Annotated in this window: 13 protein-coding genes; 4 read left to right on the top strand and 9 right to left on the bottom strand. The window is 58.8% G+C overall.

Annotation, left to right across the window (positions count from 1 at the left end; translation table 11 throughout):
* Window positions 1–127: 127 nt before the first annotated feature.
* Window positions 128–742 (bottom strand): hypothetical protein, encoded by a 615-nt coding sequence (locus tag NP945_RS15210; RefSeq protein ID WP_256746800.1) that lies wholly within the window; start codon window positions 740–742, stop codon window positions 128–130.
* A 246-nt stretch (window positions 743–988) separates the two neighbouring features.
* Between NP945_RS15210 and NP945_RS15215 the strand changes: the two genes are divergently transcribed.
* A complete protein-coding gene (locus tag NP945_RS15215; RefSeq protein ID WP_256746801.1) occupies window positions 989–1,588 on the top strand; it encodes a YdeI family protein in 600 nt (199 codons plus the stop codon).
* A 289-nt stretch (window positions 1,589–1,877) separates the two neighbouring features.
* Here NP945_RS15215 and NP945_RS15220 read toward each other — a convergent pair whose 3' ends face one another.
* A complete protein-coding gene (locus tag NP945_RS15220; RefSeq protein ID WP_256746802.1) occupies window positions 1,878–2,189 on the bottom strand; it encodes a hypothetical protein in 312 nt (103 codons plus the stop codon).
* 389 nt (window positions 2,190–2,578) lie between these two features.
* On the opposite strand from NP945_RS15220, the gene abc-f reads away from it, so the two are divergent.
* Window positions 2,579–4,201, top strand: coding sequence for a ribosomal protection-like ABC-F family protein (gene abc-f, locus NP945_RS15225; protein WP_256746803.1), 1,623 nt, complete (start codon window positions 2,579–2,581; stop codon window positions 4,199–4,201).
* 3 nt (window positions 4,202–4,204) lie between these two features.
* Here the strand turns inward: abc-f and NP945_RS15230 are convergent, their stop codons facing one another.
* Window positions 4,205–4,645 (bottom strand): hypothetical protein, encoded by a 441-nt coding sequence (locus tag NP945_RS15230; protein ID WP_256746804.1) that lies wholly within the window; start codon window positions 4,643–4,645, stop codon window positions 4,205–4,207.
* A 253-nt stretch (window positions 4,646–4,898) separates the two neighbouring features.
* On the opposite strand from NP945_RS15230, the gene NP945_RS15235 reads away from it, so the two are divergent.
* Both NP945_RS15235 and NP945_RS15240 read left to right on the top strand, forming a co-directional pair.
* Window positions 4,899–5,255 (top strand): hypothetical protein, encoded by a 357-nt coding sequence (locus NP945_RS15235; protein ID WP_256746805.1) that lies wholly within the window; start codon window positions 4,899–4,901, stop codon window positions 5,253–5,255.
* Window positions 5,180–5,611, top strand: coding sequence for a hypothetical protein (locus tag NP945_RS15240; protein ID WP_256746806.1), 432 nt, complete (start codon window positions 5,180–5,182; stop codon window positions 5,609–5,611). Before NP945_RS15235 ends, NP945_RS15240 begins: the two co-directional genes overlap by 76 nt.
* A 71-nt stretch (window positions 5,612–5,682) precedes the next feature.
* Here NP945_RS15240 and NP945_RS15245 read toward each other — a convergent pair whose 3' ends face one another.
* From NP945_RS15245 to NP945_RS15265, 6 genes are all read right to left on the bottom strand, one after another.
* On the bottom strand, window positions 5,683–6,612 hold the full coding sequence (locus NP945_RS15245) for a hypothetical protein (protein WP_256746807.1): 930 nt from the start codon (window positions 6,610–6,612) through the stop codon (window positions 5,683–5,685).
* On the bottom strand, window positions 6,609–8,417 hold the full coding sequence (locus tag NP945_RS15250; RefSeq protein WP_256746808.1) for a hypothetical protein: 1,809 nt from the start codon (window positions 8,415–8,417) through the stop codon (window positions 6,609–6,611). Before NP945_RS15250 ends, NP945_RS15245 begins: the two co-directional genes overlap by 4 nt.
* Window positions 8,414–9,607: a metallophosphoesterase gene (locus tag NP945_RS31995; RefSeq protein ID WP_372337972.1), complete on the bottom strand. Its 1,194-nt coding sequence runs from the start codon at window positions 9,605–9,607 to the stop codon at window positions 8,414–8,416. Before NP945_RS31995 ends, NP945_RS15250 begins: the two co-directional genes overlap by 4 nt.
* Window positions 9,608–9,619: 12 nt before the next feature.
* Entirely contained in the window at window positions 9,620–10,465 is an 846-nt protein-coding gene (locus NP945_RS15255; RefSeq protein WP_256746809.1) for a Dam family site-specific DNA-(adenine-N6)-methyltransferase, read from the bottom strand.
* Window positions 10,466–10,915: 450 nt separating this feature from the next.
* On the bottom strand, window positions 10,916–11,161 hold the full coding sequence (locus NP945_RS15260; protein WP_027035223.1) for a MoaD/ThiS family protein: 246 nt from the start codon (window positions 11,159–11,161) through the stop codon (window positions 10,916–10,918).
* On the bottom strand, window positions 11,149–13,419 hold the full coding sequence (locus tag NP945_RS15265; protein WP_256746810.1) for a xanthine dehydrogenase family protein molybdopterin-binding subunit: 2,271 nt from the start codon (window positions 13,417–13,419) through the stop codon (window positions 11,149–11,151). Before NP945_RS15265 ends, NP945_RS15260 begins: the two co-directional genes overlap by 13 nt.
* Between the last annotated feature and the right edge of the window lies 1 nt (window position 13,420).

Below are 13,420 nucleotides of genomic sequence, written 5' to 3' on the forward strand. Positions count from 1 at the left end.
GATTTGAAATGCTCATTCGCTCTGCCTTTGCTTGGATGGAGAAGGGCAGGGAATTGGCAGTTCGGTACGGCAAGTGAAAACGGAAGAAACCGATAGCGCTATCGGAAGCGCCGATGATGCAGGGCGATCAGTTGCCGCAAGCGGTGAAGGCAGCGCCCGGGTTCCAGTCCTTGAAAGCGATGGCCTGGCCTTCGACGGAGACGGTCTTGTGCTTGGTGCTGCCGTCCGGCTGCTTTTCGCTGCTGGTGCCTTTGCCGGTCAGCACATTGTACTCGCAGGCGCTTTCGGCATTCTCCTTCAAATAGTCATCATGGTCATAGGCGAAGCCGGCAACGATGAAGGCACCGTTGCGCCAGGCGATGGTCAGCGTCATGTCGGTCCGTTCGCTGCCGACCGGCATCGCAGGCAGGTAGAATTTGATCGAACCGTTGGGCAGCATCGTCAGTTCCGGCTCGGTGTCGGAGTTCTCGTAGCCCGGCCGGTCGTAGCCGTTCCATTCCCCGTGGATCTGCTCGTGCACGATCTCGACGGGCTTGAGGTAATTATGCTCCTTGTCCCTGAGGAAGAAGTGGACGTCCATCGGCTGGCCGGGCTCGGTCTCCACCACCATGGCAAGATCGACGGCGCCATCGCCGTTGAAGTCGCCAGTCACAGCCGTGACGATTTTCCGGGTTTCGATCGGCTCCGCAAGGGCGAGGCTCGGCAACAGCAAAGATAGAAAAGCGAGCAGCAGAGATTTCATGGTGGCATATTCCCCCAGACTGACACCTTGCGGTCCTATAGCATGGCGGTGGAATATCGCGCGCCCTCTCTTCTCCCCGACGAAGTCGCGCGGATGCTTTCCTTAGCTTGTGGTGACGCAACTGACGAAAACTGACAGCGATCTGTGCCACATGCCGGGCGATGACGATGGGCGCAATGCGGGCAATACGACAGTGGGAGCAGGAACTATGGTGGCGCGAGCGGCACTGAACAAACAGGCCGGCTAATGGCGCCGGTCAAGGTCGATCCCGACAAGGTGCACGAGTTTCCGGATGCGGGCAGCTTCTACGCGTGGCTCGGCAAGCACCACGCCACGGAAACCGAAGTGTGGATCAAGGTTCACAAGGTGGGGTCGGGACTGAAGTCGATCACGCCGAAGGAAGCCGTCGACGTGGTGCTGTGCTTCGGCTGGATCGACGCGGTGCGCAAGGGGCTGGACGACAAGAGTTTCCTGCAGCGCTACACGCCGCGCAGCCGGAAGAGCATCTGGAGCCTGATCAACATCGACAATGTCGCGCGGCTGGTCGAGGAGGGCCGCATGACCGAGCATGGGCTCAAACAGGTCGAGGCGGCCAAGGCGGACGGGCGCTGGGCGCGCGCCTATGGCAGCGGCAAGCAGATGAAAATCCCCGACGACCTGCAAGCAGCCATAGACGCGGAACCCGCCGCCAAGGCGATGCTTGAAAAACTCAGCGCGCAGAACCGTTTCGCGCTCGCCTTCCGCACCCACAACATGAAGACCGAGGCCGGGCGCAAGAAGAAGATCGAGACGTTCGTAGCAATGCTGAAGCGCGGCGAGACGATCCATCCGCAAGGCAGGAAGTAAGCCGCTCAGGCTCTTTCTACGGCGAGGGGTATGCGTTGCGCATGCGGCCCGCCACCCCATTCCTGGGCAGATTGCGATCGGCACTCAGCGTCGCATGAAGTGCTTCAGTATCTGAATCGCCGAATTGTTATAAGCATCTGTTTTTGTGCAGATTTGACAGGTGTCTGTCGCGCATTTCCTCCGGCATTGCGTAGTCAAGAAAAAGCCGCCCTCGCTTTTGCGAGTGGAGGAAGTCAGGAAGGAGGGGCAATCAACAGCCTTGGCGTGCTTGATGGTTCAAAGGCAGATACTATTGGTTCAAGTCGACCGGCGTCACTCCAAGGAGTTTCAGGGCGTTGGCGTAGGTCCTGATGCCTTGGGCCTGCTTGCGCTCGGCACAAAACCGGTTCGCCTTGTCCTGGAGCGCGGTTGCCTCGGCGATCTCGCCTGCACTGGCACCGGGTTTGGCTTTGGTCTGGATGGCTCCGTCGAGTTGAAGACCGAGCTGGCTGCAATATTCGCTCCGGGTGACCGCTGCTTCCGCCCCCGACTGTGCGACCGCCAGCATGGCGAGCGAAATGCCTGTCAGGGCACCCATCCATCCGGTCGAACGTCGTTGCATGTTTTGGACCATTTCTTCGCGTTGTGCAGCAGCCCGCTTGACCGCCGCGAGGGTGGTTATGACAGGCGATGTTTTCGCGAGCTTTTCCCGGATGTTGTTTCTTGTTTCTGGAGTGTGTCTGGGTGCGGTTTTCCCTTCTCCCCCTGTGGGAGAAGGTGGCCTCGAGAAGCGAGGTCGGATGAGGGGTGTTCCAGGGAACGCCGACGTCTCACTTCGCTGGAACACCCCTCATCCGTCTCGGCGCTGACGCGCCGATCCACCTTCCCCCACAAGGGGGGAAGGCAAGGGCGTTCCGCTGTATGCGGCGCTTGCGCCTCTTTCTTTGCGGCCATCCTTCGCGTAAGGCGCCGGGCAAATCCTTTCACGCAAGCATATAGCCCGGACACCGCATGATCAGACTTGAAAGCATCAGCAAGCAGAACGGCCGTCAGCTTGTCTTCATCGAAGCGTCGGCCTCCCTGCAGAAGGGCGAGAAGGTCGGCCTCGTCGGGCCGAACGGCGCCGGCAAGACGACGCTGTTTCGCATGATCACCGGGCAGGAGCAGCCCGATGAAGGCCAGGTGCAGGTCGATCGCGGCGTCACCATCGGCTATTTCAGCCAGGATGTCGGCGACATGGAAGGCCACAGCGCTGTGGCCGAAGTGATGAACGGCGCCGGGCCGGTCAGCGAAGTCGCGGCCGAGATGGCAGCCCTCGAGGCGGCCATGGCCGATCCCGACCAGGCCGACCGGATGGACGAGATCATCGAAAAATATGGCGAGGCGCAGCACCGCTTCGAAGAGCTCGACGGCTATGCGCTGGATGGCCGCGCCCGCGAAGTGCTCGATGGTCTCGGCTTCAGCCAGGAGATGATGGACGGCGATGTCGGAAAGCTGTCCGGCGGCTGGAAGATGCGCGTGGCGCTGGCCCGCATCCTGCTGATGCGGCCCGACGCCATGCTGCTCGATGAGCCGAGCAACCATCTCGACCTGGAAAGCCTGATCTGGCTGGAATCCTTCCTGAAAAACTATGACGGCGCGCTGCTGATGACCTCGCACGATCGCGAGTTCATGAACCGCATCGTCAACAAGGTGGTCGAGATCGACGCCGGTTCGCTGACCGCCTATTCCGGAAACTACGAATTCTATCAGCAGCAACGGGCGATCGCCGACAAGCAGCAGCAGGCGCAGTTCGAGCGCCAGCAGGCAATGCTGGCCAAGGAGATCGCCTTCATCGAGCGCTTCAAGGCGCGCGCCTCGCATGCCGCACAGGTGCAGAGCCGGGTGAAGAAGCTGGACAAGATCGACCGCGTCGAGCCGCCGAAGCGCCGCCAGACCGTGTCCTTCGATTTCCTGCCGGCGCCGCGCTGCGGCGAAGATGTCGTCACGCTGAAGAACGTCCACAAGGGCTATGGCAGCCGCACCATCTATGAGGGGCTCGACTTCCAGGTCCGCCGCCGCGAGCGCTGGTGCATCATGGGCGTCAACGGCGCCGGCAAGTCGACGCTCTTGAAGCTGGTCGCCGGCGCTTCCGAGCCCGACACCGGCACGGTCGCGCGCGGGCCAAGCGTCAAAATGGGATATTTCGCCCAGCACGCCATGGAGGTGCTGGAAGGCGAGCGCACCGTGTTCCAGACACTGGAGGACGCGTTTCCGCAGGCCGGTCAGGCGCCGCTCAGGGCACTTGCCGGCTGCTTCGGTTTTTCCGGCGACGAGATCGAGAAGAAATGCCGCGTGCTGTCAGGCGGTGAGAAGGCGCGGCTGGTGATGGCGCTGATGCTGTTCGACCCGCCCAACCTTCTGGTGCTGGACGAGCCGACCAACCATCTCGACATCGCCACCAAGGAGATGCTGATCACGGCGCTTTCGCAGTACGAGGGCACCATGCTGTTCGTCTCGCACGACCGGCATTTTCTGGCGGCGCTTTCCAACCGCGTGCTGGAACTGACGCCCGAAGGCATCCACACCTATGGCGGCGGCTATACGGAATATGTCGAGCGCACCGGGCAGGAAGCGCCGGGGTTGAGGAGCTAGCCCTTACCGCAGCGAGATGCTCATGCCGCTGAGATCGGCGTTGACCTGCAGGCCGACCTGCCTGCCCGTCAATTCGAGCCGGGCGCCCTTGTCGTTGGTCATGACGATCACCTGAGCCCCCTTGCCAAGCGCGCCGCCACCGCCCGCCGCACCATAGACCCCGGTCACATCCCGTGCACGTTTGATGTGGCGCACGGTGCCTTTGAAATAGGTCTTGGAAACGCCGAAGGCGAGGCCGCCCGAGACAGCGCCGACCGAGATGGGATAGGTGCGGCCGTGGAAGGTGAACGTTCCTTCCCCTCCGGAGCCACCGACGAAGAAGGCCGCCTTGTAGACGGCGAAGCGGATCGTGCCGCTGTCGGCATGCGCGGCGCTGGCAAAGCCGATGCTCGCGGTTGCGATGGCGGCAACCGCGATGGAACGAAATCCGGATGAAATCTTCATGGTGAGAACTCCTCAATGTCGCCGCTTTGCCGGCCGGGATGTCTGCGTGGGATCAAAGTTACAACTGAACAGTCTCGCCCGTGATTTGGTTCCAGGCCCCGTGATTTGGTTCCAGGGTTCGAATCCGGCCGCGGGAAGGCCGGGGAGAGGGCGAGGGGTTGCGGGGGGTGGGGAGGGCGCCTGACCGCAGCTATCGCCTTGTGCGATGAAGAGGTCTATGCAGGCCCTGTACAAGGCTTAGGAGAGGCTTCGGATGAGAATCGCAATCTGCCTCGCATTGACTGCGGCAGTGGCTGGGTGCGCGACATCGCCGGTCGATTATGAGGCGTCGCTTTCGCAGCAGGACCAGAAATGGGCTTCGCCGGCATGCCAGCAGGCGCGCAGGGCGGCTTCGGATTACCAGGCTCGCGAGAAGGAGCATCCGGGATGGGGTTTCGGCGTCCTGCTTGGTCCATACTCGATGGGCCTCGTCGCGGCCATCAAGGAGCATGAGCAGAAGCAGCGAAAGCTGTTCGCGCGGGAAGTGCACTTGCAATGCTCAAGCCTGCCGCTGCCGAAGGAACTGCAGGGCGATTTGAACCCTGGGGTGCGGCCGACGAAGTATCCATAGCCTTGGCGGAGCCTTCCGGGCAAAAGGCGCCGGGCAGCGAAGCGAGTGATGGAGAGCCGCCGTTGGCGCGCACCAGCCCCGAGGCCGTTGAAGCGCGGCTGCAAAGCATCGGCGACGACCCGAAGCTCCAACGTATCGCGCAGCAGCTGGCCAAGAACGATAGTCTCTCCGTCAAAAGCAACCTGCGCTACGTCGACAGGATCGTCAAAAGCATCGAGAGTGGCTTCAACAAGGTTGATGGCGACATCCTGGTCAAGAACGACCAAGGCCAGTACCAGCTTGGCGATTTCTTGATCTCGTTCAAGGGCCAGGCGATGCTGACCTCCAGGGACACATTCGAAGCGTTCACGGGCTGAGTCCCCTCGCGGCGAGCGTCAGATCGGCGGGGAATCTCCCGGTGCGGATGCATGCTGTCGCCAGCAGTGCTTCAAGTAGGTCGGATAACCGTCATCGTATGCCAGATAATCTGTCCCTGTGCTCGACGGTCAACAACCTTTCCGTGTTCCTTTGAACTGAAAGCCCAAACACCGACCTCGTTGCGTTGTTCAAAAACCACAGTTGACAGCGATAGCCACGAAAAAATCTTTGGTCCAAAAGGAACAGAAACCACCCGAAAATATCCGTCTATCGAATTTAGCAAATACTCAATACGGGCCCGCGTCGCCGTCGGCCTAACAATGTCGTAGTCGAAGCGGTTTACTTCGAAAATATCGGCTATGTGTTCGTTGGCCTTTAGCATGGCCTTGTCGTATCGCGTATCAATACCCTTAGGAGTAAATAGCCAAGCCTTATCGGGCTCAAGGGTTTGGAGTGCTCCCAGCGCAAGTCCTTCTTCCGCACCGAGTCCGAATATTGCGGCCAGAGGCTTCTCTGGCGTTGAGGACCAACCGGCCAAATCGGGAAGTATGGGGCTGGCAAATCGGATCGGTGCTTGCGCGACCGGGCCGACGAATTTCGATGGAGCGTAGGCTACTGTCACTCGCAGTGGGAAAGCGGCTGCAGCCAAATTTATCCCTAGAACTACATTTGCGATCATCTGCCGAGACATTGACGAGATATCAACAAAAATCGTTCTTATTTCCCCAGATGGTGTAGAGTTTTGAATTGCCTCGGAGATGACTGATGGCGTATCAGAAGATAGACCTGCAGCTAATTCAAAGCCCTTCTTCAAGAAAAATGCCTGGTTGTCGTCGTATGATCCCTCAGCCAAAAAACCGAATTGCAACCCTACACCTTTAGCGGTGCGAATTTTGTGCTTGCTAACGACCCATCGACATCGTTGTTCAAAGCCAACTGCGACGATGCAGGTGTCAAAATAGGTCGAAGTGGGACCCTCGTCGCTTTCAGAGGTAATCAACGGTCGTCCCCACCGAACAGATTTCGCTGAGAGTTCGAAATATCCAGACCTCGCATTTCAAGCAGCAACCGCGAAAGGCTCACGCGATCTCCGAGTGTCAATAGGAGTCGAAATCTCGAGGCTAGCGCGTACGACAATCTAAACCTTTGCCCAATCAGCCCTCGGAGTAAGGTATCGCTATTTGAATCGGGTGCGGGAACGTGGACAAATGCACCAGCATTTAGCGCTTTGCCAACAGCACTGACAACAGCGGGTGTGACATTGTCATCGAGGATGAATGTTCCGACGTAGTCTGGCGTGAAAGTGCGCCTCAAAAGTCGTGCTTCAAACGCTCGCCCTATTTGGTCGACGAAGTCGAGAAGACCTTTTCCTTTTTCAAACCCCCCAAGATCTAGTGGTATTACCTGCAAAAGCGAAGTGAGAAGTAGTTCCACGCGGCGAATGGCGAGGCCTTGCAAAGCAGGGGATATGGGCCCTTCGGCATCGCCATCCGCTGCTTGAAGGTATTCCTGTGCCATTGGTCCGACCATGGTCATAATGGCACGAGGGTTACCCTCCGTAATCTCTATGAGCGATGGAAATCCAGTATAGAGTGTAGGCGCTTTTCGTGAACGATTTGCAACCATATGCCCATCTTCGAACTTACGAACATAGTAATCACGCGCGATTACGATTGGCAGAACTTTTCTGATGTCTTGTGCAACGGAATTTTCATTAAATTCGTAGCTGGTATCAAATCCTTTTGTATCAAAATACTCCCTGAAAGATCCGTCTTTTTTATAGAGCGATCTGAATTCTTCAGGAATTTGCCCGCGTGCGCCGCGCTTCGTGCCTCGGCCAAAGCTCTCAGTCGTGGCGGGCACCCGAAGTACGGAGTTCAGCGCTCTAGACCTTATTCCTATTCGGTTCAGCGTTTCCTGAAACAGTCGGGAGCTGAACGCAAAAGCATCCTCCTTATTGGGGTAAGTCAATTGAATCACATGATAATCGTGTAACGGCTGCGGCGACTTGGGATCCCGCTCAAAGCCAGCATCATCCATGTACGGGGCAAGTGCGAGCTTGACGATAATCCTTTCATCGAAGCTGCGTATACCGGATAGCAGAAAAGCCTTAATCCGAGCCGGAGCGATTTCTAGCTCATCGAACAGAAGCGCCCAACGTCTCTGATCTTGCCCTGTAAGTCCATTAAATGCGGAGATCAGTAGGCTTAGTTTTGAAGCGAATGAGTCGATAGAGAACGATCCGATTTCGCCCGTCAAGTTGATTGCATCAAGTGCTGCTTGTAGGCCTAGCTCCAGCCCCAGAACCGTAGGCAGACGCGGCTGGATACCAAAAGCGTCCGCGATAACCTTCACGAATTCTGCTTCTTGCGTTGGCGACAGAAGAGCAGCGAGTGAGCTGGCATATTCGGGACCGGAGCCTCGACCGAGTTCCACGGCTTCGCGCATAGCAAAAACCAGCGCACGAAGAGTGTGGATAACGAACGCGGCTTCGGACTTTTGAGGAAAAAATGCGAAGGTCCCGAATGCCTCAACTTGTCTCCCCCACGCCACGTCTGCGGGTATGAAGGCCGCATTGAACTCCATACGGCGGACGTAGTCTTTCGCGTCGTCGTGCTGCCAACTCACCAATGCTCGGGTGGTGAGCATCTTAAGCAAAGTTGTTTTGCCGCTACCTCTTGGTCCCAACAGGAGCGTGTGGTTTCGAGACAGCAGTCTGACAAAGTGCGGTTCTGGTGGGACGAAGGATCGCGCGACATCAGCCGCCGGCAATGAACGAGCGTTATACTCGAGATCGAAAGTCATGAAGCCCGACCAATCTGTGCGAGACTGCCATCTCTTTCGGTCAACACGTTCAGTCCGCGGCTCGAGAACGCAGCGAGCAGGCCATTCAGATCAACCGGGATTAGGTGCTTAAGAGAGGGCACAACCGCTATGGCATCGCCCCAACTCGCAACAGGAGCGTCACGGGATTCAAGCATTGCCTCAACCTCGTTCACCAAGAGTTCTATGTTTCCGCGGTATCCGTAACCAATGGCATGAGGGAGCCCGATCTGGCCTCGAGATCGCTGCCACCCGATACCAGGCTGCCATGTCCAACTCTTGACTAGCCCTGCTGACGTTAGTCCTGCGGCGGTTGCACCGTTAGGGTCACAAACAAGGTAGTGGACTTGGTTAGGGTTTTTGTTTTGGGCGTCAGCGTTAATCTGGGCACTGAAACTTGCGCAAGCGACCACGACCGGTGCGTTGGCTCCGCCGTGCCCGTAAAATAAGTCAGGGATATGCTTGTGGCCATGAACAATTATCCACGGCCTGCGCGTACCCTCTAACATGTGGATTAGGCGCTCGCCGCCACGGGTCAGGCCGATCAGCGACTCGTCGCTAGGCTCTCCCTTGATTGGGTGGTGATGGCACAGCAGTACATTTACGGCAGTAGCAGGGCACGAGGTGATAGTGGCTTCCAAGCGGCTGAGGGTGATGTCACTAATCCGACCGTGTTCGATTTCTTTTGCGGTCTCGGCTCCTCCGCCGTGGTACGCCGCTGTATTCAGAATGGCGACAGTACAATCCGCATGCGATAGTACCGTGAAATTCTCAGCCCAAAACTCGAGAAATCTAATGCGGTCGCCCACTGGAAGGGTGGGGCTGAGCGCCATCAAGAAGCCTCGGGGGTCAAACTTATTCGCTTGGTACCGCGAGTCCACGTCGTGATTGCCGACCGTAGCGATTAACTGAGCATTCAGACTACTCGCGATGTGCTGTAGACGTTCCCATGCATAACGTAGCGCCACTGGGTCCGATTTGTTCGTTATGTCACCGGGGCACAGTACGTAGTCTGGGCGTAAGCCCTCGTCCCGAATTAGACGTTCCAAGTCTTTCATCGGATCAACCGAGCCAGAACCGCCCGCAACGGTGCTCACATACGAGGGAGCGTTAGGCAGCGAAGGGTCAATTGTGCTGGCGTGAATGTCGCTAATTAACAAAAAAGTCTTCAAGCCAATCGCCCCTCAGGTAACGATATTAGTATATAGTACTTCACTATGTTTCTTACGAGTTCCGCTAAATCCACCTACATTGCGCGTTACGTCAAATCGGTGTTGCTTCCAATCAACGGGAATGTTGGGGATGGCCATGGCTCCGCTATACGTCAACGCTACCAGTGCCCCTCGGTCCGCTGCTTGACTTAATAAGCGGACAAGGTCGTCCAAGTCGCGCATGCCGAAAGATTTTGCGCCATACTCCACAAAGGTGCGCTCGGCTGCGGTGAAGTAAGGAGGGTCGGCATATATGAAGTGGCGGCCGTCGAGGTTTTTTATTGTTCTACGATAGTCTTGATGGAGTAATTTTTTGCCACGAAGCGAATTGGCGCATTCTATGAATAGAGAGAGGGGCGGGGAGGCCCCCATTTCGTCTCCACCAAATGGCACATTGAATAATCCACGTTGGTTTGTTCGCCAGAGGCCGTTAAAACAATTTCTGTTTAGATAAATGAAAAGTGTGGCAGCTTCTTCCCCGTTCGGAGATAGCGAATTAAATCTGTGTCTAGACTCATAGTAATTTTCTTCACTCCGCGGAATCGCGTTAAGGCGCTCGTGGATGCGCCTAGGTGCGCGTCGAACTTGCTTAAGTGCGTTGATCAGATGACCGTTCAAATCCGCTAACGTTCCCTCTACTGGTTTTGTCGCGAAGAAAAGCGCTGCGGAACCTGCGAAGGGTTCAACGTAGTGTCTGGTTGAGTTCGGCACGAAATCCTTAAGGACACGCAGCGTCTGTCGCTTGCTTCCCGCCCACCTCAGAAAGCTTGGACCGTGACCCGATCGTTTTCCACTAGCTGGCTTCGAATGCGGTTCCACTAAAGTCTATTTTTCCCCGTGCGGCGACGCTTTTGCATCTTGGCGCTTAGCATTTTCCGCTCTTGTGTAAAGCTTCTCGTCGCCGTGGACAATTACCGGGAGCTAATGTCGCGTGTATACCTATGCGACGCGCCCACACGCGTGGATTAAGATACGTGGAACAGCGGCGGTGACGGTTGCAGGTGCAATTTCTATCTGCGCGGGAGACCACAGGAAAGGTCCGGCGCTACAAAGCTGACTTTGAAAGGTGAGCAGACAGGGGCAAGCTCATTCCCTTGCCATTATGCGGCATTCGGCGATGTTCAACACCTCGAAACACCCGCTGTGATTCAATATCCGGTTTCAGCTTGGAGGGCCTATATACGGCGCAAAGCAGACCTCTCCCGGTCGGATCCAACAGCGCCTTCGTAGAATTACGGCGAGAGACTTTTCACCCTGTCAGCCGTCCGCTCATCCCCCCGCCAGCCTAGGCAGCAGAAAAATCTCCGCCCCCTCCGGCAGCTTCTTCGACCACGTATCCCGGTAGATCGTCCCGTCGATGGCGACGGCGATGCCTTTGTCGATCCAGGGCTCGAGGCCGGGATACTGTTCAGCCAGCTTCCTGAACAGTTCCCTTATGTCCTTGGCCTCGATCTCGACCTTGCTGTTGCCTCCGGCGGTCGCGGCGAGCGAGCCCCAGAGCGTTACTTCGACCATTCCCGTTCCGCCTCGATCGCCGCCAGGATGCGCGGCGGCGACATCGGGATGTGCGTCATGCGCACGCCCGCGGCGTTCGACACCGCATTGGCGATCGCCGCCAGCGGCGGCACGATCGACGTCTCGCCGACGCCGCGCACCCCGTAGGGATGGTTGGGGTTGGGAATCTCCAGGATCTGCGTGTCGATCATCGGCAGGTCCGAACAGACCGGGATGCGGTAGTCGAGGAAGCCGGCATTCTGCAGCCGCCCGTCCTTGCCGTAGATATACTCCTCGTTGAGCGCCCAGCCGATGCCTTGCGCGGCGCCGCCCTGGTACTGTCCCTCGACATAGGTCGGGTGCACCGCCTTGCCGGCATCCTGCACGACCGTGTAGCGGATGACCCTGGTGGCGCCGGTATCGGGATCGACCTCGATATCGCAGATATGGGTGGCGAAGGAGACGCCGGCACCATCGGCGACGAGCTCGCTGTGGCCGGCGATCGGTCCGCCGGTCTTGCCCGACTCGACCGCGATCTCCTTCAGCGACAGCTTGCCGAGATTGCCGTGCTTCTCGCCTTTGGCGATCGCGTGGCCCATTTCCCAGATCACGTCGTCGACGGCAATGTCCCACATCTGCGCGGCGCGCTCGCGCAGGATCTTGATCGCGTTGCGGGCGGCCGAGATTGTCGCCATGGAGGAGGAGAAGGTGCCGCGGCTGCCGTCCGTCATGTCGTTGTAGCCGAGGCTGGACGTGTCGGCGACGATCGCCTTGACCTGGGAATAGTCGATGCCGAGTTCCTCCGCCGCCACCAGCGATAGCGATGCGCGGGAACCACCGACATCGACCGTGCCGACGGCCAGCGAGACCGAGCCATCCATGCCGATGTTGAGGTCGGTGCAGGTCTGGCCGCCGAAATTGAACCAGAAACCGCAAGCCATGCCACGGCCCTGGTTCTTGCCCAGCGGCGCCTTCATGTGCGGATGGCTCTTCACCGCCTCCAGCGTCGGGCCGATGCCGATCGGTCCGTAGACCGGGCCATAGGAGGATCTCGTACCTTCCTGCGCGGCGTTCCTGATGCGGAAGTCGACCGGGTCCATGCCGATCTTCTTGGCCAGCTCGTCGACGGCACTTTCCACCGCGAAGGCCGCCATCGGCGCCGAGGGCGCGCGATAGGCCGCGGTCTTCGGCCGGTTGACCAGCACTTCGTAGCCGACCGTCTTGACGTTATCGAGCTTGTAGCAGGCAAACGCCGTCATCGCACCGATCTCGGCCCAGGAGCCGGCATACGGGCCGCAGCTGTAGCGCAGCGTCGCTTCGGCGGCGGTGATCGTGCCGTCCTTGCGGGCGCCGATCTTGACGTCGATCGAGGTGGCGCTGGTCGGGCCCGAGGCGCGGAACACCTCGTCGCGGGTCATCACCAGCTTCACCGGCCGTCCGGCCTTGCGCGACAGCGCCAGCGCCACCGGCTCGGCCCAGACATGGGTCTTGCCGCCAAAACCGCCGCCGATCTCCGAGGAGGTGACGCGCAGTTTCGAGGCTTCCATGCCAAGCAGCTGGGCGCAGTGCTGGCGGTAGACGAAATGGCCCTGCGTGCACACCCAGAGGTCGGCGGTGCCGTCGGAACTGAAATTCGCCACGCAGGCATGCGGCTCGATATAGCCCTGGTGCGTCTGCTCGGTCTTGAAGGAACGCTCGACGATGAAGTCGGCCTGCCCAAAGCCCTGATGGACATCGCCATGGCCAAACTGGCTGCGCTTGGTGACGTTGGAGGGTTTTACCGGCTTTTCCTCGAGGCCCTCGGTGAAGATGGCATCATTGATCAAGGGCGCCGTGTGCTTCGCCGCCTCGTCGACATCGGTGACATGCGGCAGCAGTTCGTACTCGACCTCGATGAGCTTCAGCGCCTGCCTGGCCGTGCGGGCGTCGATCGCAGCGACCGCGGCGACCGCGTGGCCGTCATAGAGCGCTTTCGTGCGCGCCATGCAATTGTCGAGGACGTCGTACATGGCGGCATCGCCATCGGTGAGATCGGGCAGGTCGGCCGCGGTGATCACCGCCTTGACGCCGGCGAGCTTTTCCGCCTTGGACGTGTCGATCTTGACGATCCTGGCGTGGGCGTGCGGGCTTCTCAGGACACGCCCGACCAACTGGCCGGCCATGTTGAAGTCGGCGCCGTAGCGGGCGCGGCCCGTCACCTTGTCGATGCCGTCGGGACGGATCGGACGCGTGCCGACGGAGGCGAATTTACGTCCGGAAAAACGTGGATCGAAATTCATC

Origin of the sequence: Mesorhizobium sp. LMG17149 (assembly GCF_024518695.1) — a bacterium.
In the GTDB taxonomy this organism is placed as follows: domain Bacteria; phylum Pseudomonadota; class Alphaproteobacteria; order Rhizobiales; family Rhizobiaceae; genus Mesorhizobium.